This is a genomic window from Nitrogeniibacter aestuarii (genome assembly GCF_017309585.1).
GTDB classification, from domain to species: domain Bacteria; phylum Pseudomonadota; class Gammaproteobacteria; order Burkholderiales; family Rhodocyclaceae; genus Nitrogeniibacter; species Nitrogeniibacter aestuarii.
This window is the reverse complement of sequence record NZ_CP071321.1, coordinates 1,689,849-1,711,966: the sequence shown is the minus strand read 5'-3', so window position 1 is coordinate 1,711,966 and position 22,118 is coordinate 1,689,849. Positions and strand designations below refer to the sequence as shown.

General features: G+C 59.2%; 19 protein-coding genes and 1 other RNA gene. 5 read left to right on the top strand and 15 right to left on the bottom strand.

The window, feature by feature from the left end:
* Positions 1 to 3 precede the first annotated feature (3 nt).
* From rfaE1 to gyrA, 12 genes are all read right to left on the bottom strand, one after another.
* Positions 4 to 960 (bottom strand): D-glycero-beta-D-manno-heptose-7-phosphate kinase, encoded by a 957-nt coding sequence (gene rfaE1 / locus J0W34_RS07915; protein WP_269144643.1) that lies wholly within the window; start codon positions 958 to 960, stop codon positions 4 to 6.
* A 4-nt stretch (positions 961 to 964) separates the two neighbouring features.
* The gene (locus J0W34_RS07910; protein ID WP_227815052.1) at positions 965 to 2,287 is read right to left on the bottom strand and encodes a UDP-glucose dehydrogenase family protein; all 1,323 of its coding nucleotides are present in this window, start codon (positions 2,285 to 2,287) and stop codon (positions 965 to 967) included.
* A 47-nt stretch (positions 2,288 to 2,334) separates the two neighbouring features.
* The gene (gene lapB / locus J0W34_RS07905; protein WP_230971280.1) at positions 2,335 to 3,510 is read right to left on the bottom strand and encodes a lipopolysaccharide assembly protein LapB; all 1,176 of its coding nucleotides are present in this window, start codon (positions 3,508 to 3,510) and stop codon (positions 2,335 to 2,337) included.
* Positions 3,511 to 3,516: 6 nt separating this feature from the next.
* Positions 3,517 to 3,837, bottom strand: coding sequence for a LapA family protein (locus J0W34_RS07900; RefSeq protein WP_227815054.1), 321 nt, complete (start codon positions 3,835 to 3,837; stop codon positions 3,517 to 3,519).
* An 86-nt stretch (positions 3,838 to 3,923) separates the two neighbouring features.
* Positions 3,924 to 4,205: an integration host factor subunit beta gene (locus J0W34_RS07895; protein ID WP_227815055.1), complete on the bottom strand. Its 282-nt coding sequence runs from the start codon at positions 4,203 to 4,205 to the stop codon at positions 3,924 to 3,926.
* 12 nt (positions 4,206 to 4,217) lie between these two features.
* Entirely contained in the window at positions 4,218 to 5,924 is a 1,707-nt protein-coding gene (gene rpsA / locus J0W34_RS07890; protein ID WP_227815056.1) for a 30S ribosomal protein S1, read from the bottom strand.
* A 78-nt stretch (positions 5,925 to 6,002) separates the two neighbouring features.
* Entirely contained in the window at positions 6,003 to 7,937 is a 1,935-nt protein-coding gene (locus J0W34_RS07885) for a bifunctional 3-phosphoshikimate 1-carboxyvinyltransferase/cytidylate kinase (protein ID WP_230971279.1), read from the bottom strand.
* Between the two features lie 20 nt (positions 7,938 to 7,957).
* Positions 7,958 to 8,845 carry a prephenate dehydrogenase gene (locus tag J0W34_RS07880; protein WP_230971278.1) on the bottom strand — a complete coding sequence of 296 codons (888 nt, stop codon included), beginning with the start codon at positions 8,843 to 8,845 and terminating at the stop codon, positions 7,958 to 7,960.
* The gene (hisC, locus tag J0W34_RS07875; protein WP_230971277.1) at positions 8,842 to 9,954 is read right to left on the bottom strand and encodes a histidinol-phosphate transaminase; all 1,113 of its coding nucleotides are present in this window, start codon (positions 9,952 to 9,954) and stop codon (positions 8,842 to 8,844) included. Before hisC ends, J0W34_RS07880 begins: the two co-directional genes overlap by 4 nt.
* 40 nt (positions 9,955 to 9,994) lie before the next feature.
* The gene (gene pheA, locus J0W34_RS07870) at positions 9,995 to 11,065 is read right to left on the bottom strand and encodes a prephenate dehydratase (protein WP_227815060.1); all 1,071 of its coding nucleotides are present in this window, start codon (positions 11,063 to 11,065) and stop codon (positions 9,995 to 9,997) included.
* A 12-nt stretch (positions 11,066 to 11,077) separates the two neighbouring features.
* Positions 11,078 to 12,175: a 3-phosphoserine/phosphohydroxythreonine transaminase gene (gene serC, locus J0W34_RS07865; RefSeq protein WP_230971276.1), complete on the bottom strand. Its 1,098-nt coding sequence runs from the start codon at positions 12,173 to 12,175 to the stop codon at positions 11,078 to 11,080.
* Positions 12,175 to 14,820: a DNA gyrase subunit A gene (gyrA, locus tag J0W34_RS07860; protein WP_230971275.1), complete on the bottom strand. Its 2,646-nt coding sequence runs from the start codon at positions 14,818 to 14,820 to the stop codon at positions 12,175 to 12,177. Before gyrA ends, serC begins: the two co-directional genes overlap by 1 nt.
* A gap of 189 nt (positions 14,821 to 15,009) precedes the next feature.
* On the opposite strand from gyrA, the gene J0W34_RS07855 reads away from it, so the two are divergent.
* The 5 genes from J0W34_RS07855 to ssrA all read left to right on the top strand — a co-directional run bounded on the left by J0W34_RS07855 (position 15,010) and on the right by ssrA (position 18,979).
* Positions 15,010 to 16,326, top strand: coding sequence for a TRZ/ATZ family hydrolase (locus J0W34_RS07855; RefSeq protein WP_230971274.1), 1,317 nt, complete (start codon positions 15,010 to 15,012; stop codon positions 16,324 to 16,326).
* A gap of 66 nt (positions 16,327 to 16,392) precedes the next feature.
* Positions 16,393 to 17,106, top strand: coding sequence for an OmpA family protein (locus tag J0W34_RS07850; RefSeq protein ID WP_227815064.1), 714 nt, complete (start codon positions 16,393 to 16,395; stop codon positions 17,104 to 17,106).
* Positions 17,107 to 17,198: 92 nt separating this feature from the next.
* Positions 17,199 to 17,894, top strand: coding sequence for a bifunctional 2-polyprenyl-6-hydroxyphenol methylase/3-demethylubiquinol 3-O-methyltransferase UbiG (gene ubiG, locus J0W34_RS07845; protein ID WP_227815065.1), 696 nt, complete (start codon positions 17,199 to 17,201; stop codon positions 17,892 to 17,894).
* Positions 17,884 to 18,534, top strand: a complete 651-nt coding sequence (locus J0W34_RS07840) for an HAD family hydrolase (protein WP_230971273.1) — start codon at positions 17,884 to 17,886, stop codon at positions 18,532 to 18,534. The genes ubiG and J0W34_RS07840 overlap by 11 nt, the downstream gene beginning before the upstream one ends.
* A 70-nt stretch (positions 18,535 to 18,604) precedes the next feature.
* Positions 18,605 to 18,979: a transfer-messenger RNA gene (gene ssrA / locus J0W34_RS07835) on the top strand.
* A gap of 355 nt (positions 18,980 to 19,334) precedes the next feature.
* Here the strand turns inward: ssrA and J0W34_RS07830 are convergent.
* The 3 genes from J0W34_RS07830 to J0W34_RS07820 form a co-directional block, all read right to left on the bottom strand.
* Positions 19,335 to 19,523 carry a hypothetical protein gene (locus tag J0W34_RS07830; RefSeq protein ID WP_227815067.1) on the bottom strand — a complete coding sequence of 63 codons (189 nt, stop codon included), beginning with the start codon at positions 19,521 to 19,523 and terminating at the stop codon, positions 19,335 to 19,337.
* Positions 19,524 to 19,684: 161 nt separating this feature from the next.
* On the bottom strand, positions 19,685 to 20,899 hold the full coding sequence (locus tag J0W34_RS07825) for a PqqD family peptide modification chaperone (RefSeq protein WP_227815068.1): 1,215 nt from the start codon (positions 20,897 to 20,899) through the stop codon (positions 19,685 to 19,687).
* Positions 20,886 to 22,055 carry a nucleotidyltransferase domain-containing protein gene (locus J0W34_RS07820; protein ID WP_230971272.1) on the bottom strand — a complete coding sequence of 390 codons (1,170 nt, stop codon included), beginning with the start codon at positions 22,053 to 22,055 and terminating at the stop codon, positions 20,886 to 20,888. The genes J0W34_RS07825 and J0W34_RS07820 overlap by 14 nt, the downstream gene beginning before the upstream one ends.
* Positions 22,056 to 22,118 lie beyond the last annotated feature (63 nt).

Genomic DNA, 22,118 nt, shown 5'->3' with positions numbered 1-22,118 from the left:
AACCTATTCTCTTGGGGATGACGCAGCAGCCGCGCGCAGTTCCTCTATGGTAGCAACTGCCGTGCCGAGCTTTCCGACAACAATACTGGCCGCAAGGTTCGCCCAGGCCATCGCATCGGCGTCGTTGGCACCACTGGCTTTCATGACTGCGTAGGCCGCAATGACCGTATCTCCGGCACCGGAGACATCGAACACCTCGCGCGCGCGCGCTGGCTCGTGAGTCACCCCGGCATCGGTAAACATGCTCATGCCCTCCTCGGAGCGTGTCAGCAACAGGGCGGGCAGTTCCAGATCCCGACGCAGGGCATCCACCCGCGCTTTCAGATCCTCCTCTGATCGCCAACGCCCAATGATGTCCTGTAACTCCCCCCGATTTGGGGTGAGGGTCGTCGCGCCCCGATAGCGAGAGAAATCATCGCCTTTGGGGTCGACCAATACCGGCTTGCCCGCGCTCCGCGCGAGCGCAATCATCTGCTCGACGTGGTCAAGCGCGCCCTTGTCGTAGTCAGACAACAGCACCAGATCGTGGCCATCCACGAGTTCGCGGTAGGTTTCGAGTTTGGCAGCCAGAGTGTCTGCTTGCGGACGCTGCTCGAAGTCGATCCGCAGGAGTTGCTGACTGCGACCGATCACCCGAAGCTTGAGCGTGGTCTGAACTGAAGCATCCCGAAAAAGATGGGCCTCAATCTTCGAATCGCCGAGCAGATGCCCTAGCGCATTGGCCGCCTCGTCATCACCCACCACCGACAGGAGAGAGACCTGAGCGCCCAGGGCCGAAGCGTTGCGGGCCACGTTGGCCGCACCGCCGGGCCGATCCTCCGAGCGCGTCATGCGAACGACAGGCACCGGCGCCTCGGGCGAAATGCGACTGACGTCACCAAACCAATATCGGTCAAGCATGACGTCGCCCACCACGAGAATACGTGCGTCAGACGTCTCCGGCAGGACGCGCGCAGACACGTGCTTACACCCGTCCGATGGCGTGGTACTCGATGCCTTGTTCGCGCACCATGGCCGGGTCGTACATATTGCGGCCATCAAAAACAACCGGCTGCTTCAACCGGGCCTTGATGGCTTCGAAATCCGGGCTACGGAATTCTTTCCACTCGGTCACGATCAGCAGTGCATCAGCGTCATCGAGCGCACTCTTGGGACGACCGGCAAAGCTGATACGGGTCTCATCGCCGAAAATGCGCTCTGCCTCGGTCATGGCCACCGGATCGTAGGCTGTGACGGTAGCGCCGCGCTTGAACAACTCTTCAGCAATCACGCGACTTGGCGCTTCACGCATGTCATCGGTATTCGGCTTGAAAGCCAGCCCCCACATCGCAAACTTGCGACCGGTCAGATCCTCACCAAAGCGCTTGACCACCTTGTTCACCAGCACGTGCTTCTGATCGTCGTTGGCCGCTTCGACTGCGTTGAGCAGCTTCAGATCATGTCCGTATTCGCGGCCGGTACGAATCAGCGCTTTGACGTCCTTCGGGAAACAAGAGCCCCCGTATCCGCAACCTGCGTAGAGGAAGTGCCAGCCAATGCGGGGGTCAGAGCCGATGCCCTGGCGGACCAGTTCGATATCGGCCCCCAGGGTCTCGGCCAGATTAGCCAACTCGTTCATGAAGCTGATCCGGGTCGCCAGCATGGCATTGGCCGCGTACTTGGTCAGTTCGGCACTGCGCACGTCCATGAACACGAGCTTGTCGTGATTGCGCTGAAAGGGGGCATACAATTGGCGCATCAGATCGACAGCGCGTTCATCGTCGGCACCCACCACAATGCGATCCGGGCGCATGAAGTCGTCGATCGCGGCGCCTTCCTTGAGAAACTCGGGGTTGGACACCACGCTGTACTCAAGGTCGCTGCCACGGGCGGCCAGTTCTTCGGCCACTGCAGCGCGTACCTTGTCTGCCGTGCCCACCGGTACGGTCGACTTGTCGACGATGACGCGGTAGCCATCCATGTACTTGCCAATGTTACGGGCAGCGGCGAGTACATATTGCAGGTCGGCCGATCCATCTTCATCAGGCGGCGTGCCAACGGCAATGAACTGAATCGCCCCATATTGCGCCGCCTTGGCCACATCGGTGGTGAAAGACAGACGCCCTGCCGCCACATTGCGACGAACCATCTCCTCGAGCCCCGGCTCATGAATGGGGATGCCGCCGTCCTCGAGGATCTTGATCTTGGCCGGATCCACGTCCAGACACATCACATCGTTGCCAACGTCAGCAAGACAGGCCCCAGACACCAAGCCCACGTAGCCCGATCCGATCACCGTGATTTTCATGTATGAATTCCTTGAAGTGTTGTAAGCCCCCATTGTCCTGCGCGGACTCAGGGCGCCAAATCGTATTCTTCCGTTCGTTTGGGCGGCGTGGTTTCCCAACCACCGCACGCTGGACATCGCCAATAGAACTGACGGGCCTTGAAGCCGCAGGCACCACAGCGATAGCGGGCCACGCGCCGCGTGTGACCGTGCACAAGTTGGCGCACCAGTTCGATGTCCGTGCGGTACTCGTCCGGCGCGGTCATGATGCCCGCCTCCAGCAACTTGTCCAGCCCGAGCAGCGTCGGATTGCGGCGTAGTTCCTCACGAACCAGATCGTACGCCAGTTGCGGCCCTTGCATTTTCAGAGTGGTTTCAAAGACCGTGTCGAGCAAATCGAGCGAGGGGTGCCGCTCCATGAAGGAACGCAGCATTTGCAAGCCCTGTTCGGCGCGTGCCGTCTTCTGATGGGCCTGCATGATTCGATCCGCAACCAGTGCAAGATAAGCCGGGTCCTGCGTTTCGATTCGTTTCCAGGCGTCGATGGCGGCCTCCAGCTGACCGTCTCGAAGCAACAAATCGCCGCGAAGCAAACTGGCCCGCACCGATTTCGGGTTGACCGCCAATGCAGCGGACACGGAATGCTCGGCGTCCCCGAACCTTGATTCGGTCATCGCACTTTCGGCAATTTCGCAATGGAAGTTCGCCATCTCCTTGCGCCACCAGACACTCTCGTGATCGGGCAGGGCCTGGGCGATTTCAATGGCCTTTGCCCACTCTTTTTCCTGCTGGTAGATCTCCAGCAGTTGATTGAGGGCCATGTCATCGAGCTCGGTACCACGCAGGCGCAGGAACACGTCTTCTGCACGGTCCAACAGACCTGCCTTGAGATAATCCTGACCTAGCTCGGCCAGCGCCTGAGTGCGCTGCGCATGTGGCAAATCCACGCGTTCAACCAGATGCTGGTGCATTCGGATGGCCCGCTCTGTCTCGCCACGTCGCCGAAACAGGCTACCGAGAGCAAAGTGCAACTCGACCGTGTCCGGGTCGATGCGCACCGCCTCGATAAAGGCGTCGATTGCCTTATCAGGCTGTTCGTTCAGGAGAAAATTCAGACCGCTGAGGTACGAGCGCGGCAAAGAGCGCGACTCGCGAACAACATGTCGGATGTCAATCCGCGCCGCCAGCCACCCGAGAAGAAAAAACAGCGGAATGACCAGCAGCCACCACAGTTCGATTTCCATAAATGATCAGACTGCGGGAGCGCCTTCTTCGGACCGTTGCGGTACGAGTTCGGTGGATTCCGGTGCCTTGTCGGCAGCTTGCTCTGCCTTTCGCAACTGTTTGCGAAGCTTGGCAATTTCCCGGCGCTGACGCAGCAGCGAGGAGACCGTTGCCGTAACACCGACAATCGCGCCTGCGGCGAAAGCGATGAGTATCACGAAGACCAGTGGCAGTTGCCACTCGCCACCGAGATACGACTTCAGGGTGACAATCTGGTCGTTCTTGACGGCAAAGCCGAACAGCACCAGAAAAATCGCCAGACGGACAATCCAGATCAGTATGCGCATGAGGTGGGATTATGGCGGAGACGAGGACAAAAAAGAAGGCGGTTTTCACCGCCTTCCAAATAAGTCAGTAACACGACCACTGCCGATCAGCTCAGATCTACGCGCTCGCGCAACTCCTTACCGGCCTTGAAGTGAGGCACATACTTCTCTGCCACTTCAACACGTTCGCCGGATTTCGGGTTGCGACCCACGCGGGGCGGTCGATAGTTCAGCGCAAAGCTGCCGAACCCGCGAATCTCGATACGATCACCGCGCGAAAGCGAATCGGTCATCGCATCGAGAATCATCTTCACAGCGTAATCGGCGTCCTTTGCGACGAGTTGCGGAAAACGTCCCGCCAGTCGCGCAATCAGTTCCGATTTGGTCATGGCTGTACGAAATTACTGCTTCTGCTCGTCCAGCTTCGCCTTGAGCAATGCGCCCAGGCTCGTCGTGCCAGAGACAGCCGAACCTTCGGACGCCAGCTTCTGCATGGCCTCGGAGGTTTCAGCCTGATCCTTGGCGCGGATGGAGAGATTGATCGAACGGGACTTGCGATCCACGTTGATGATCATGGTCTCGACTTCGTCGCCTTCCTTGAGCATGGTGCTCAGGTCTTCAACGCGGTGAGCAGCGGCTTCCGACACGCGCAGGTAACCTTCAACGTCTTCGGCCAGCGTGATCACGGCACCGCGTGCATCGACGGTCTTGACCGTACCCTGCACCAGGCTGTTCTTCTCGTGCGTCGCGATGAAGTTGGTGAAGGGATCCCCATCGAGCTGCTTGATACCCAGGGAGATACGCTCGCGCTCGACGTCGATGGCCAGCACCACGGCTTGCACTTCGTCGCCCTTCTTGAAGTTGCGAACAGCTTCCTCACCCTGCTCGGACCAGGACAGGTCGGAGAGGTGAACCAGACCGTCGATGCCACCATCCAGACCAATGAACACACCGAAGTCGGTGATGGACTTGATCTGACCGGCAACCTTGTCGCCCTTCTTGAAGTTCATGGAGAACTCTTCCCACGGGTTGGCCATGCACTGCTTCATACCCAGGGAGATACGGCGACGCTCTTCGTCGATGTCGAGAATCATCACTTCGACTTCGTCGCCCAGCTGGACAACCTTGGTCGGGTGGATGTTCTTGTTGGTCCAGTCCATTTCGGAGACGTGAACCAGGCCTTCGATGCCCTGCTCGACTTCAACGAATGCACCGTAGTCGGTGATGTTGGTGACCTTGCCGAACAGGCGGGTGCCGTTCGGGTAGCGGCGAGCAATGCCCACCCACGGATCTTCGCCTAGCTGCTTCAGGCCCAGAGACACGCGGCAACGCTCGCGGTCGAACTTGAGGACCTTGGCTTCGAGTTCGTCGCCCACGGCCACGACTTCGGAGGGGTGACGCACACGGCGCCATGCCAGATCGGTGATGTGCAGCAGACCGTCGATACCACCCAGATCCACGAATGCGCCGTAGTCGGTGATGTTCTTGACGATGCCCTTGACGACCATACCTTCGGTGAGGTTCTCGAGGAGCTTGTCGCGCTCTTCGCCCATGGTCTCTTCAAGCACGGCACGGCGGGACACAACCACGTTGTTGCGCTTGCGGTCCAGCTTGATGACCTTGAACTCGAATTCCTTGCCTTCGTACGGCGTGGTGTCCTTGACCGGACGCATGTCAACCAGAGAACCCGGCAGGAAGGCGCGGATGCCGTTGATCATGACGGTCAGGCCACCCTTCACGCGACCACTGACAACACCCTTGGTCAGGGTACCTTCGTTGAGGGCGAGCTCAAGATCGTTCCAGGCGGCGATGCGCTTGGCCTTGTCGCGGGACAGGCGGGTCTCGCCATAACCATCTTCAAGGGCATCAATGGCGACCTGGACGTAGTCACCTTCGTTAACTTCAAGTTCGCCATGGTCGTTGCGGAACTCGTCGATAGGCACGTAGCTCTCGGACTTGAGGCCGGCATTCACGACAACGAAGTTCTGATCGACACGGACCACTTCAGCAGTGATCACTTCGCCGGTACGCATTTCCTGCTGGGCGAGGGATTCCTCGAACAGCTCGGCAAAACTTTCCATGGACATTTCGGGGGTGGCAGTGGACATAAAAGGAACCTGGTTGCTGCAACGAGGCAGCGGGTTAAGCGTTAATCAAAAAGCCGGCTGCAGCCGGCAAACGACAATTCAACCCTGAGCCACCAGATCGAGCACGAACTGAACGGCGTCATCGACACCCATATCAGACGTGTCAAGCAAGCTGGCTTCAGGTAATTTCTTCAAAGGAGCAACGCTTCGGGAGGCATCACGCTCGTCCCGTTCGCGAAGATCCTGTGAAAGACTATCAATGTTAGCAGGCAAACCCTTTTCCATCAACTGCTTATAGCGCCGCCCAGCACGTGCCTCGACAGATGCGGTCAGGAAAACCTTGGTTGCGGCATCCGGGAAGATGACTGACCCGATGTCCCGCCCTTCAGCGACCACGCCCGGCGCCTGACGGAAAGCCCGTTGACGATCGAGCAATGCGTCGCGAACCGCAGGAATGGCGGCGACTTTCGAGGCCATGGCGGAACAGGCCTCCGACCGGATGGCGTCGGTGACATCTTCGCCTGATAGGCGCACGCAACCTTCGTGAAACTCGACCGGAAGGTGCCGCGCAACGTCGACAACCGCTTCATCCGTTTCGGCCAAACCCGCCTTGAGTGCCGCCAACGCCACCAGCCGGTACAGAGAGCCGCTATCAAGGTAGTGATAACCGAGCGCGTCGGCCACCCGGGCAGCAACCGTTCCTTTTCCAGAGGCCGATGGGCCATCGATGGCAACCACCGGCACTGGCGTCGTGACCTCACGGTAGACATCGAAATAGGTGGGAAACGTCTTGTTGACACAGGCTGGGTCGTTAATTCTCATCATCGGGCCACCCAGCGTAACCAGGGAAAAGCACATGGCCATGCGATGGTCGTCATAGGTGTCGATGGCCGCCGTTTGCATCTGCCGGGGGGGTTCGACGCGCAAGGCATCAGGCAATTCTTCAACAACAGCGCCCACCTTGCGCAACTCTGTTGCCATGGCTGCAAGACGGTCTGTTTCCTTGACTCGCCAGCTTGCGATGTTGCGCAACCAGCAGGGGCCATCGCAGAACATGGCCATGACCGCCAGTGTCATGGCGGCGTCGGGGATGTGATTCAGGTCCAGATCGAAGGCTTTGAGTCGACCATCGGCTGGCGCGGATGCCTCGATCCAGTTGTCACCCCAGGTGATCCGCCCCCCGAGTTTCTCCAGAGCCTCGGCAAAGCGGACATCGCCCTGGATGCTCTCACGCCCCACCCCTTCAACCCGGACCGGTCCGCCTCCGAGCACACCAGCCGCAAGGAAATAAGAAGCAGACGACGCATCGCCCTCGACATAGACCAAGCCGGGGGACCGATAGCGACTCCCGGCAGGCACGACAAAGCGCTCCCAGCCGTCGCGCTCAACCGTGACCCCGAATCGACGCATCAGATCGAGGGTGATCTCGATATACGGCTTCGAGATCAATTCGCCAATGACGCAAATGGTCACCGCATGGCCGACCAAAGGCGCACTCATGAGCAATGCGGTCAGGAACTGGCTGGAGACATCGCCACGCACCGACACTTCGGCATTGAGGCGCTCTGGCGTCGGCGAGATGCGCAACGGCGGATAGCCCTTATTTTCCTCGTAATCGATGATGGCACCCAGCTCGCGAAGGGCATCCACGAGGTCGCCGATCGGGCGCTCGTGCATACGCGGCACACCCGACAGGCGATAGTCGCCACCGGCCAGCGCCAGCGCCGCAGTCAAAGGCCGGAAAGCGGTCCCCGCGTTCCCCAGGAACAGGTCCGCCTGACGATTCGGAAAACAGCCACTCACGCCCGCCACGCGATACACGTTCTGCGCCTGATCGTGCGACCATTCAACGCCCAGCACGCGCAGCGCGTCGAGCATACGGTCGGTGTCGTCTGACTTGAGCAGATCACGAACCTCGGTCTCACCCTCGCTCAGTGCGGCGAGCAACAAGACCCGATTGGAAATGCTCTTCGAGCCAGGCAGCCGGACACGGCCAGCCGCCGACATCATGGGCGGCAGATCAAGAAATTCCATGCTTCGGAACTCCGTTTGAATCAGGATGGGAAGGCCTTTTCGGCCCAACGGTTGCGCGCCTCGCGCGCTTCGCCAAACAGGGATTCGAGGGCCTTGCCGTCGTTACTCAGCAGCAGAGCGCGCAGATACGCCAGTTCGCCCAGATACTGGTCCAGTTCGGCGAGCAAGGCGTGTCGGTTGGCCAGACAGATATCGCGCCACATTTCGGGATGACTTCCCGCAATGCGCGTGAAATCGCGAAAACCACCCGCAGCGTAACTGAAGAGTTCTTCCGAATTGGCGCGACTGGCCAGATCGTGAACGAGCCCGTAGGCCAGCAAGTGCGGCAAGTGACTCACCGCGGCGAAGACCCGGTCGTGCTCCTGCGGGGTCATGCGCCGAATGATCGCTCCGCACGCAGCCCAGGCGGACGAGACCTGCTCAATCGCCTCGGGATCACTTTCGCCCAGGGGCGTGACGACCACATTCCGGCCTTGATAGAGATCGGCAAACGCCGCATCGGCTCCGCTCTTTTCGGCACCAGCGATCGGGTGGGCCGGAACCACGCGAGAAAGATGTTCCCCGAGGTTCGCATAGAAGGCCTCGATCATGTCGCGCTTGGTACTCCCTGCGTCCGTGATGATCGTTTGTGGCTCCAGATGCGGGGCCATCGCTTCGGTCACAGCCCCGACCTGCCCAACCGGCATGGCGAGCAGCACCATGTCCGCACCCGCGAGCGCTTCTGCCCAGTCTGTGCTGTAGCGATCGATAACGCCGAGTTCCTGCGCCCGTTCAAGCGAAGCTGCAGTCCGCCCGATACCGACCACCTCGCCAACCGCGCCGGCCTTCTTGAGCGCCAGCGCAAAAGAGCCGCCAATCAATCCTACGCCACAGATCACGAGTTTGTTGATCAGCACTGGCGACGTCACTGGCCCGCCTCTTCTTCGAGCGCATGGCGCAGTGCATTGATGAAACGATCATTCTCCTCAGGCAAGCCGACCGAAACCCGCAGCCATTCAGGCAAACCGTAGCCACCGATCGGCCGCACGATGACGCCCTGAGCCAGCAGTCGCTGATTGATGCTTACGGCGTCGCCGACTCTGACTGTGACGAAATTGCCCCAGGACGGAATCCAGGTCAGGTTCAGGCGTTCGAACGCCTCGGTCAGCTGAGTCATGCCGCGACGATTGAGATCGGCACTACGTGCCACAAAGGCCTCGTCTTCCAGCGCGGCGGCAGCAGCGGCCAAGCCGAGTGTGCTGACATTGAAGGGTTGGCGCACACGGTTGAGCAAATCGATCAGTTCCGGACTACCGAGACCAAAACCGACCCGCAAGCCGGCGAGCCCGTAGGCTTTCGAAAAAGTCCGCGAAATGATCAGGTTGGGGTGCTCGGCGAGCCACGCAACACTGTCGTAGCGGTCAGCATCGGGGAGGTATTCGGTATAAGCCTCGTCAAGCACCACAACCACGTTGCGTGGCACCTTCGCAAGAAACGCAGCAATCCGCTCCCCCGGCACGAAAGTGCCCGTCGGGTTGTTCGGATTGGCAATGAATATGATGCGTGTACGCTCGGTGACCGCGGCAGCCATGGCGTCCAGATCATGTCCGAAGTTGACCGCCGGCACCTGAACCGGCTTGCCACTGGCGGCCAGCGTGGAGATGGGATACACCGCGAAACCATGTTCGGAAAACACGGCTTCGTCGCCAGGCGCGAGAAACGTTCGTGCTAGCAGGTCGAGCACATCGTTGGAACCGTTGCCCAGCACGATCTGGTTGTGGGCAACGCCATACTTGCGCACCAGGGCGGCCTTCAGTTCAAAACCGTTCCCGTCCGGGTAGCGCGGCAAGTCCGCCACTTCCCGGGCGATCGCCTCACGTGCCCGGGGGCTCATCCCCAGGGGATTCTCGTTGGACGCCAGTTTGACAATATCACCCACACGCAAACCCATCTCGCGGGCCAACTCAGCAATCGGTTTACCGGGCTGATATGGCGAAATGGCGCGAATGGACGCTGAAACCTGCTCAGGGATGCCCACGAATGTCTCCCGCTAGTTCTTTATGATGCCCAGCCGAGCGTTACATGGCTGCGGCAGGATACGACCCCAGCACCTTGACGAAGCTGGCGTTGTCTTCCAGCGCCTTGAGCGCCGATGCCACCGAGTCGTCGCTCTGGTGCCCCTCAAAGTCAATGTAGTACACGTATTCCCACAGCCCCGAACGAGCCGGACGCGACTGAAGTTTGGTCATGCTCACACCGAAGTCGGCCAGCGGCTGAAGCAGTCGATGCATTGCGCCCGCGCGATTCGGTGTCGAACACACGATCGACGTCTTGTCCTTTCCCGAAGGCCCGGCATCGTGCTGGCAAATCACGAGAAAGCGCGTCGTGTTGTTGGGGTCGTCTTCAATGTTGGCCGAAAGAATGTTCAGGCCGTACAACTCTGCTGCCGCCTCGCCCGCGATGGCCACGGATTCGGGGTCTTCGGAGGCCAGTCGTGCCGCTTCAGCGTTGCTGGCCACCGGGACGCGAGGCAAGGCCGGCAGGTTGCGGTTGAGCCACTCCTGACACTGGGCAAGGCTCTGCGCATGGGAATAGACGCGCCGTGCTGCACCAAGACCATCAGCCTTTGACATGAGGTGCTGATTGATCCGCAGCTTGACCTCGCCACAGATCTTCAGCGGGTTGGCCAGCAACAGATCCAGCGTACGCCCCACAGCACCTTCAGTGGAGTTCTCGACCGGCACGACACCGTAGTCGACAGTGCCGGCTTCGACAGAGCGGAAGACGTCGTCAATTGCCAGCATCGGCATCAGCGTCGGCGCACTGCCAAAGTGCTTGCGAGACGCACTTTCCGAGAACGTTCCGGCCGGGCCGAGATAAGCCACCTTGAGCGGTTGCTCGAGCGCCAGACAGGCAGACATCAATTCACGAAAAACCCGCTGAATTGCCGTATCGGGCAGCGGACCCGGATTGGCTTCGGCCAGACGACGCAGCACCTGGGCTTCGCGCTCCGGCCGGTAGATGTTGCCGTGCTTGATTTCACCCACGCGCTGTGCGAGCTGGGCGCGCCGCGAAAACTTCGCCAGCAACTCGTCATCGATCGCATCGATCTCGTTGCGCAGCTTGAGCAGTTCCTTTTCTTCGCTCATGTCTTCGCCTCTTCAACCCTTTCGCTTTTCAAAATCAAGCATGAAATCCACGAGCGCCTGCACCCCGGTGATCGGCATGGCGTTGTAGATGGAAGCACGCATGCCACCCACTGACTTGTGACCTTTCAGCTGTACCAGGCCCGCCGCGGCACTCTCTTCCAGAAAGACGCTGTTGAGCGATTCATCCCGGAGCAGGAATGGCACGTTCATGCGCGAGCGACACGCGCGATCAATCCTGTTTTCGTAAAAACTACTCGCGTCGATGGTGTCATAGAGCAAGGCCGCCTTGGCCGCATTGCGCTCAGCCATTGCTTCGAGCCCGCCCTGCGCGCGCAGCCACTGGAACACAAGTCCTGCGATGTAGATGGCGTAAGTGGGCGGGGTGTTGTACATGGATTCGTTTTCGGCCACGAGCTTGTAGTCGAATGCCGAGGGGCAGTCCTGGTGCGCCTTGCCCAGCAAGTCCTCGCGGACGATCACGAAGGTGAGCCCCGCCGGGCCGATATTCTTTTGCGCGCCGCCGAAGATAAGGCCGTAGCGGGACACGTCCATCGGTCGGGACAGGATGTTCGACGACATGTCCGCCACCAGGGGGAGCCCCGCTCGACCGATCTTTGCCAGATCCGGATCAAAGCCGTATTCAACCCCCACGATGGTCTCGTTGGAGCAGATGAACACGTAGGCAGGATCCGCCGACAGCTGCCATTGCTCCGTGGCTGGAATGGTAGTGAAGCCCGTGCTTTCACTCGACGCAGCGATATTGACCTCGGCGAACTTGCGCGCCTCTTTCTGCGATTTGGCGGACCACGAACCGGTCACCACGTAGTCGGCGACGCGCTTGTCGCCCAGCAGGTTCATGGGAATGATCGCGTTCTCGGCGATCGCCCCGCCCTGCATGAAAAGAATGCGGTAATTCGACGGCACCCCGAGGAGTTCGCGAAAATCGGCCTCTGCCTGGGTATAGATCGACTGGAAGGCGGCACTGCGATGGCTCATTTCCATCACGCTGACACCGGTTCCATGCCAGTCGAGCATTTCCTCGGCAGCCCGCCTCAGGACCGACTCCGGCAGGGCTGCGGGGCCCGCCGAAAAGTTGAGCACGCGAGACATTATGCTTCTCCGTCCTCGCCTTCATCGCTGGCCGGAGCGTCGTCAGCGGGTACATCCGCCGAACCGGTTGCGCCCTCTTCACCCTCGATGAATTCGTCGTCTTCATCGTCGGTTTCTGCCACGGGCTCGATGCCGGCGAGGAAAGTGCCTTTGTCGAGCGAAATCAGCGTCACACCCTGTGTGGAACGCCCCATCTCCCGGATATGTTCAACCTTGGTACGAATCAGCACACCACCGGTCGAAATCAGCATGATCTGGTGTTGCGGCTGAACCAGCACAGCCCCCACCAGCTTGCCGTTACGCTCGGAGGACTGAATGGCGATCATGCCTTTGGTGCCGCGACCGTGGCGGGTGTATTCCGCCACCGGCGTGCGCTTGCCATAACCGTTTTCGGTGGCCGTGAGTACCGACCAGCTTTCGTCGGAGGCGGCCAGCATGCTGATGACCTGCTGACCCGGTTCGAGCATCATGCCGCGCACCCCGCGTGCCGTTCGGCCCATCGGGCGCACGTCGGTTTCGGCGAACCTGACGGCCTTGCCGGCGTCGGAGAAGAGCATGACGTCATAGCCACCATCCGTGATCTGTACGCCAATGAGGTAATCGTCTTCATCCAGGCCCACAGCAATGATGCCGGCCTTGCGCGGATTGGAGAAGTCTGACAGCGGGGTCTTCTTGACGGTGCCGCGTGAGGTCGCCATGAAGACAAAGTGACCTTCATCGAACTCCTTGACCGGCAGTACGGCGGTGATCTTCTCGCCTTCCTGCATCGGGAAGAGGTTGATGATGGGCTTGCCGCGTGAATTGCGCGTCCCTTCGGGCACCTCATAGACCTTCAGCCAGTAGGCGCGGCCACGATTTGAGAAACACATGATCGTGTCGTGCGTATTGGCAACAAACAGCCGGTCAATGAAGTCGTCGTCCTTCATTTGCGTCGCCTGCTTGCCACGTCCGCCACGACGCTGAGATCGATAGTCGGTCAGGGGCTGACGCTTGAAGTAACCGGTATGCGAAAGCGTCACCACCATCTCTTCGGGCGCGATCAGATCCTCGATATTGATATCGGCCGTATCAAGCACGATTTCCGAGCGACGCTCGTCGCCATACTGTTCTTTGATGGCTTCAAGCTCTTCGCCGATGATCGCCGTCACTCGCTCGGGCTTGGCGAGAATGTCGAGCAAGTCGGTGATCAGTTCCATGATCTCCTTGTACTCGCCGACGATCTTGTCCTGCTCAAGCCCGGTGAGCTTCTGAAGACGCAGATCGAGAATTGCCTGCGCCTGAGTTTCCGACAGGCGATAGCCATCGGGCTGGAGTCCGAACTCGGGCGCGAGCCCATCAGGGCGATAACTGCTGCTATCGGCCTCGGCACGCGTCAGCATCGCTTCGACCAGATCCGAACGCCACAAACGCGCCATCAACCCCTGCTTGGCCTCGGCCGGGTTCGCCGCTGCTTTGATCAGGGCGATGATCTCGTCAACGTTCGACAGCGCTACAGCCAAACCTTCGAGCACATGGCCGCGCTCACGGGCCTTGCGCAGTTCGAAAATGGTCCGGCGCGTCACCACTTCACGACGATGCTGCAAGAAGCAGTCGAGCATCTCGTGCAGGTTCAGCACCTTGGGACGCCCGTCAACCAGGGCCACCATGTTCATGCCGAAGGTGTCCTGCAACTGGGTCTGCTTGAACAGCTTGTTGAGCACCACCTCAGGCATCTCGCCGCGCTTGAGCTCGATGACGACCCGCATGCCCGACTTGTCGGACTCGTCACGAATTTCGGAGATACCCTCGATCCGCTTCTCATTGACCAGTTCGGCAATACGTTCGAGCAGTGCGCGCTTGTTCACCTGATACGGCAACTCATCGACGATGATCGCTTCGCGATTGCCTTTCTCGACATCTTCGAAATGGGTTCGGGCGCGCATGATCACGCGACCACGCCCCGTCCGATAACCGTCATGAACGCCCGAAATTCCGTAAATCAGTCCGGCCGTCGGAAAGTCCGGTGCCTTGACGATGCGGATCAGGTCTTCGATATCCGTGTCTGGCTGATTGAGCAGCAGCAGGCAGGCCTCGATGACTTCCGAAATATTGTGGGGGGGAATGTTGGTCGCCATGCCGACCGCGATACCGGCGGAACCGTTGATCAACAGGTTCGGGATACGAGCGGGCAGGACAGACGGCTCTTTTTCCTTGCCGTCGTAGTTGGGCACGAAATCGACCGTTTCCTTGTCGATGTCGGCGAGCAACTCGCTCGCGATACGCGCCTGACGACATTCGGTGTAACGCATGGCCGCGGCGTTATCGCCGTCGATCGAGCCGAAGTTGCCCTGACCATCAACCAGCATGTAACGCAGCGAAAAGTCCTGCGCCATGCGCACCAGCGTGTCGTAGATGGCCGAATCACCGTGAGGGTGGTACTTACCCATCACATCGCCGACCACGCGGGCACACTTCACATACGGGCGATTCCAGGCGTTGTTTGCCTCGTCCATGGCAAAAAGCACGCGCCGGTGAACCGGCTTGAGACCATCCCGTGCGTCCGGTAGCGCTCGCCCCACAATCACGCTCATGGCGTAATCGAGATAGGCATGGCGCATCTCTTCCTCAAGACTGATTGGGAGCGTCTCTTTGGCGAATTGATCCATGGTGTCCGTACAGCCCCGCAGGGCGGTAGTAAAAAGAGGGAAATATTATCACGTCAGGCATCGCTTTCCGACGTTCCGGGAACATCCTGATGGCGTGGTCGGTCAGACCCGGCGGCCAGTTCGCCCCTTTGCTTGATCTTTTCGATCACAGCGGATTGAATGCCTCTACCCATGGTTGAGAGAAAACGCATGAGCACTACCGCCGACCAACTGCTCACGGCCCGCTGGATTGTTCCGGTCGAACCGGCAAATGTGGTGCTGGAAAACCACAGCGTCGCCATTAAAGACGGCCGGATTGTCGATCTGTTGCCGCGCGATCAGGCGCAAGTTCGCTACCCCGACGCCAAAGAGCAGGTCATGAACGAACATGTACTGATCCCGGGCCTCATCAATGCTCACGCCCATGCAGCCATGAGCCTGCTCCGCGGCCTGGCGGACGACCTGCCCCTCATGCAGTGGCTTGAAGAGGCAATCTGGCCTGCCGAAGGCAAATACGTCAGCCCTCAGTTCGTTCGGGACGGCAGCCTGCTGGCCGCCGCCGAGATGCTGCGCGGCGGCATCACCACCTGCAACGAAATGTATTTTTTCCCGGATGCGGCGGCCGAGGCCTTTGACACAACCGGAATGCGGGCAGTCATCGGCGTAACTGCGATCGAATTTCCGACCCCTTACGCCAGCAACGTAGACGAATATCTCAAAAAGGGACTGGCCGCCCGTGACAACTGGCGTGGTCATGAACGGATACGTTTCTCGATGGCGCCACATGCGCCCTACACCGTCTCCGATGACACATTCCGCCGAATCGCCAATCTCGCTAACGAGCTTGATACAGTGATCCACGTTCATGTGCATGAGACGGCGTTTGAAGTCGAGGAAAGCCTGAAGCAGCACGGCATGCGCCCGCTGGAGCGGCTGGCCAGACTCGGTATCGCAGGGCCCGGCATGATCGCGGTCCACGCCGTCCATCTAGACAATCAGGACATAGACATCCTCGCCACCCATGGCGCGAGCGTCGCGCACTGCCCATCCTCGAACATGAAACTCGCTTCGGGGATCGCACCCGTCAGCGCCCTGATTGACCGAGGCGTGAAAGTCGCGCTGGGCACGGATGGCGCTGCCAGCAACAATCGACTCGACCTGTTCAGCGAAATGCGCCATGCGGCCTTGCTGGCCAAGGTCTCCACCGGAAACGCGTCAACCTTGCCTGCTGCCCGCGTTTTACGCATGGCCACCCTCGATGGCGCCGAGGCGCTGGGCATGGAAAAAGATATCGGATCACTGGAAATCGGGAAACTCGCCGATATATGCGCTGTCAGATTGTCAGAAATCGAAACACAACCCTGCTTTAACCCGATTTCGCATCTGGTGTACTGTGCAGGCCGCGAGCACGTGACCGACGTTTGGGTGGGCGGAACGCTTGTGGTGGGAGAAAAACAAGTGTTGCAAAAACCCAACAGCGAATTGCTCGCCATCGCACGCGTATGGCAGAATAAGCTCGGTAATTAATTAGAGTATTACCGTGAGTTTCGACGGTCAGTGACTTTTAAAACCTTGCCAATTGACGAGGAACCTATGATCAAACAAATGAAAAAACAGCTCACGATGGCTGCTGCGGCTGCTGCACTGGGTATCACCGCAACTGCTGCCATCGCAGCGGACGACATCGTCGTGACCGGCAAGGGCGAAATCCCGTACGTGATCGACGGCCGCAACGTTGTTGCGCGCAGTGGCTATGACCTGTGCTGGCGCACCGGTTACTGGACCCCGGCCGCAGCTGCGAATGTCGCTGCTGGCGAGTTCCCGGTCGGTTGTGGTTGCGACGGTGACCTGATGCCGAAAGACGCTTGTGTGGCTCCAATGGCTGCCGCCGAGCCTGCAGCTCCGGCTGCTCCGGCACCGAAGCCCTCCGCTGACAAGGTCAAGCTGGCTGCTGACGCCCTGTTCGATTTCGACAAGGCTGTTCTGAAGCCGGAAGGCAAGTCCAAGCTGGATCGTCTTGCATCCCAGGCTGAAGCCCTGAAACTGGAAGTGATCCTGGCTGTCGGCCACACCGACCGTCTCGGCTCCGCTTCCTACAACCAGAAACTGTCCGAAAAGCGCGCTGCTGCCGTCAAGGACTATCTGGTCGGCAAGGGTATCGAAGCCAACCGTATCTACACCGAAGGCAAGGGTGAAACCCAGCCAGTGACGACCGACAACTGCAAGAACAACCTGGGCCGCAAGAAGCTCATCGAGTGCCTGCAGCCGGACCGTCGTGTTGAGATCGAAGTGATCGGTTCCAAGTAATCGACCTTCTGCTCAAGAAAAAGCCCCGCATCAAGCGGGGCTTTTTCTTTTCATGCTATCTTTTTTGCCCTCGCCACTGCCGCAAGAAATAAATGAACGCCGATCCAGCAGAGTTGCAAAAATTCAGTGAAATAGCCCATCGGTGGTGGGACCCGGAATCAGAATTTCGCCCGCTGCACGAAATCAATCCCCTACGCCTCGATTGGATCGACGGCATTGTCTCGCTCGAAGGGAAGCGCGTGATTGATGTTGGCTGCGGCGGCGGCATTCTTGCCGAGGGCATGGCGTTCCGGGGCGCCAACGTGACAGGCATCGACCTCGGGGAAAAAGCACTCAGTGTTGCCAGGCTTCACCTGCACGAATCAGGGCTTGACATCGATTATCAACACATCAGCGCAGAAGACATGGCGGACACGAATCCTGACGCTTTCGATGTTGTCACCTGTCTCGAAATGCTTGAGCACGTGCCTGATCCGGCCAGCATTGTCGCCGCGTGTGCGCGCATGGTGAAGCCGGGCGGCCACGTCTTCTTTTCAACGATCAATCGCAATGCAAAAGCGTATCTGCTGGCCGTAATCGGCGCAGAGTACGTCCTCAATTTGCTGCCTCGCGGAACGCATGATTACGCGAAATTCATCAAGCCCTCCGAACTGAGTCGCATGGCGCGCGTCAATGGCCTTGCAACACGCACCATGTGCGGTCTCACGTACAACCCGATCACCAAGGTGTACGCCCTGGGCAATGACACCGGCGTAAATTACCTGATGCATACACAGCGTGAGCTTTAAGGCAATCCTCTTCGACCTGGATGGCACACTTGCCGACACAGCACCGGATATGGGGGGCGCCCTCAATTCATTGCGGCGCGAGTGCGGCCTTGAGCCACTTCCGATGGCGGCATTGCGCCCCCACACGTCAGCAGGCACACGTGGCATGCTTCGGGTGGGCTTCGGACTCTCCCCGGCCGACAAAGCTTATGGGCCGCTTGCCGAGCGTTATCTGGACATCTACGCAGAGCGCCTCTGCGTTAACACCCGGATTTTCGCCGACCTTGAACCTGTACTCTCATCCTTGGAGGCGAGGGGTACTCTATGGGGCGTGGTCACCAACAAACCACGCCGGTTTACCGAACCCCTCCTTGATGCACTCAAGGTTTCGACGCGTAGTGCCTGCATCGTCAGCGGAGACAGTGCAAAGCGCCCGAAACCCGCACCCGACCCCATGATTCTGGCTGCTCAGAAAATCAGCCTTGCCGTCACCGAATGCCTCTATGTTGGCGATGACCTCAGGGACATCGAAGCCGGCAGCGCCGCCGGCATGAAAACGGTCGCTGTACGATGGGGCTATCTTGGCGTTGATTCACCCATTGAATCCTGGGGCGCTGACTGGATCATTGACGAGCCAGCCCAACTACTGGAACTCGGCTGACTAGAACGCAACGTGGTAGACTGGCGGCTCTTGAAATCGGAAGAATACCCCCGATATTCAGGATACGCGTGGGGCCGACATGGCTTCGACGTGGGTCGCGAAGCAGATGAGTGCATGCCGAGGTCCAGTCACCTCGTAAATCCGCTGGAAATCAATAAACGCCAACGACGAGCGTTTCGCTCTCGCCGCTTAACCCCGGCGGGCGCTGCACCGACAGGTTCCTGGGTCGGATGATGGGGTGAAAGCCGCATCTTGCAGTGTCATTTACAGGGACTCGGTGACGCGTCGGGTTGCTTGACGCGAAGCCTAAAACCAAGGCAACTCGTTGCGGGATGGTCCGTCTGTCGGCCGACCCCCGTGATTAAATCAAAACTGACAGACTAAGTATGTAGAGCTCGCTGTAGAGGGCTTGCGGACGGGGGTTCGATTCCCCCCGGCTCCACCAACCCGATACCGAACGCCAAGGCACATCGCCTTGGCGTTTTTTTTGCGCACGACAAACGGGCTTGCACAACGCAAAAACTGTATTTATGATCAGTACTGTATTTGCAACCACCTCCGGAGATGCTGCCATGTTGAAAACCAGCTCAATCCTGCTTGTCGCCATCGGTCTTGCAAGTGGTGCCGCCATCGCCACCCAGCCGGACGGTATCCGATATGTTCTCCCCTTGATCTGTGCGCTTTCGTTGAGAACCATACTTCAGATGACTCGCGGTGACCGCTAGACAACAACGCTTGAATCAGACAACAAAAAAGGCAGACCTGAGGTCTGCCTTTTTTGTTGAAAGCGGACTGTGCGATCAGTTGCCGCCGCCAGTCGCCGGGCCCTGGCCGCCACCCGTGGGGCCGTACGGATCAGCAGTCTGAGCATTGGCACGACCAGCTGACATCAGCAGGGTGACCGCCGGTGCCGCAGCAACTGCCTTGCCTGCAGTTTGAAGGAACTTGCGACGCGCCTCAACGCTTGCACTCTGTTGGTCTTGACTCATTTAAACCTCCAAATGTCACGTTGGAAACCTTTCCACAACGATCGTAGCAAAAATCGAACCCGAATATAAAAACGTTTGTTTATCCAATATTTACAAACCCGATCAGGCGCCGCTACGCCCCCCTATCGCCCCGAGTGTAAAAAACACCGACTCTCGTTCGTTCAACGCCGTGGAACAGCGCCCAACAACCCCCGGACGATCCTGACACTCTCTTCGGTATTTCCAATGGTCAAACGATAACAAGGGGTCGTGACGAACCAATCCAACATGCTTCCCACAGAAGTCACGTCCAGCGGTTTCGAAACCACGAGACACTCATCCAGAAACGCCGCCAACGCCTCGGAAACCGACAGCGGTTGCAAGTAGGTCGTCCCTCCCGGCCGATAGACCGGAAAAACAATGGCCTGAACCGCTCGACGTGCCTCACCTCCTGGAATGCTTCCGGCGGGCGGGCGCAGGTAGCGCACATGCTTTCCGTCGCCCCTGAGGTGTTCCGGCAATTCAGCCAGCACGGGATAACGAGAAAGCAGAGCCTCGACCCCGGTGCTCTTCACGCACATTGCCATCGGCATTGGTTCGACCGTCATCTCCGGCAGGCTCAACAGGGCCACTTCGTCCGACAAGTACTCATACCCTTCATGGATCATTGCCGCCGTCAGTGTGGTCTTGCCACTGCCGGCCGCCGCCGGGAACATCAGGCACCGCTCGCCATCACCGACGACTCCGGCATGGATGTCCACGAAGAAATCATGATTGAGCAAGGCCGTCTGCCACACCAAGCTCTTCAGCATTGGCGCCATGGTATTCCTGCCCCTCCCCTCTCTCATGCAGCGACCATCCAGAAAGATGCCGATCTGCCCGGAGGGGTCTTCGGTCACGTCAATCCTGAAGCGGGGAGCATCTGCCTCGACAGCAGCAACAACCGCCAGATGCCCCAGCATGGAGTGCACAAGCGCTCGCTGAGCTTCGTTTGCCAACCGGATCTCGAAGCCTGAGCTCAAGAGCTGGCAAGAAAATACGGGGCCTGACGAGGCTGCGAGAACGACAGATTCGGGTGCATCTGGACTTGGGTCAATCGCATCAGGATCGCTCTCGCGGCACGATGAGTTGGCCAGTACGCCCGCCTCTTCGAACATCGCCAAAGCCTGCAGAACCGCATCACGAGCAGCGTCCGGCGCCAGACCGAAGGCCTCGGAAAGTACCGACGGGATATCGTTCGGACGCTTCTCCATCTCCAGAAGGCACCACACATAGCCGGCGGTCGCGTTCAGGTGAAACAGGGTCTGAGCGTCCTGATGGAAGAGCACGCAGTCACGCTCGAGGTAAAAGGCGTGAACGCCCTGTCCGGGACAAATCTGCCGATCATCTAGATTCATGGAACCGGCCAACTCCTCTGCGCAGCCGCTTAAGCATCAACCACGCTGGCAAAGCGAAATAATCGTGGACTACCTTCAAGGGGATATAGAGCGGGAAAAACACATCCGGGATATCCATTGCCTCAAAGTGGCGACTCTGAGGTTGCGTTATCGTCCGCCACGCATAGTTCATGCGATCCCAGACACGCTCCCTCATACGCCAGTGAAAGGCATTCAAATCGAACACGGACGCTGGCGCATGCTGAGCGGCCAGCCCCCCCATCGCCTCCAGCGCCAATTCACGAGCAACGAGATCACGATCAAGCCAGCATCTCAAATGCTCGGGCAGCGGACTGCGTCCCCGTGTGAGTTGCGCCGCGAGCATCAGACCGATTCTGAGCATTCGAGCCACACCCATGCGCGCTGAGCGCTTCACCATCTCATCCCAATCAAGCGAATCGTGGCGCGCGAGAAATGCGGACACATCGGCAATCCACTTGAGCTTGACCCAGCGCTCCTTGCATCCATGGACGCATATCGCCAGTAACTCGTCTTCCGGGCACAACACACGAATCTCGCACCCCAGAATGTCAACCATTCGCGACCTGAGCCAAAGATCGTTGTAGTCGAACTCGATGGCAAGCGTCCGTGGCGCAAAAGCCCAATGGGGCTCGATTGCACCGGCGGGGCCGAAAAGCAACACCTCACCGTTGTAGTCACAGAATTCGCGGTACTGCCGCGGGCTCAGTGTTGCGTCATCCGCATATCCGAGCTCTGCCAGAACGGCGAGACAGCGCGAAAAATCCTCGCGTTTGACGAGAAAGTCGAGATCGCGAAAATGACGTGCCAGCGGATCGCCATATGCACTTGACGCCAAGGCCGGCCCCTTGAAGGCGATCGTTGAAATCCCATGGCCCTCCAGCGTCGTGAATATCCCCTGGAAAGCCTCAACCAGCCGCCGGTTCAAATTGCGCCGATCGTCGAGAAACACGTGCGCTCCCGCGACAATGTCAGCTGAAACGCATCCTTCTCCGACGGACACAACGGCTTCACACAGGCGCTCCGCCACACCGTGCTCCAAGGCAAGCACGATCAGGCGCTCCCAATCCACGTCATGACGATCGAGCTCGGCCGTGAAAGCACGATACCCGCTCGACTCGAACAAGCTGAGAAGCAACGTGTGTTCCGGTTGCAATCGGAGGCTCACAATTTCTGTCGGACTGACACTGTATCGCCCATG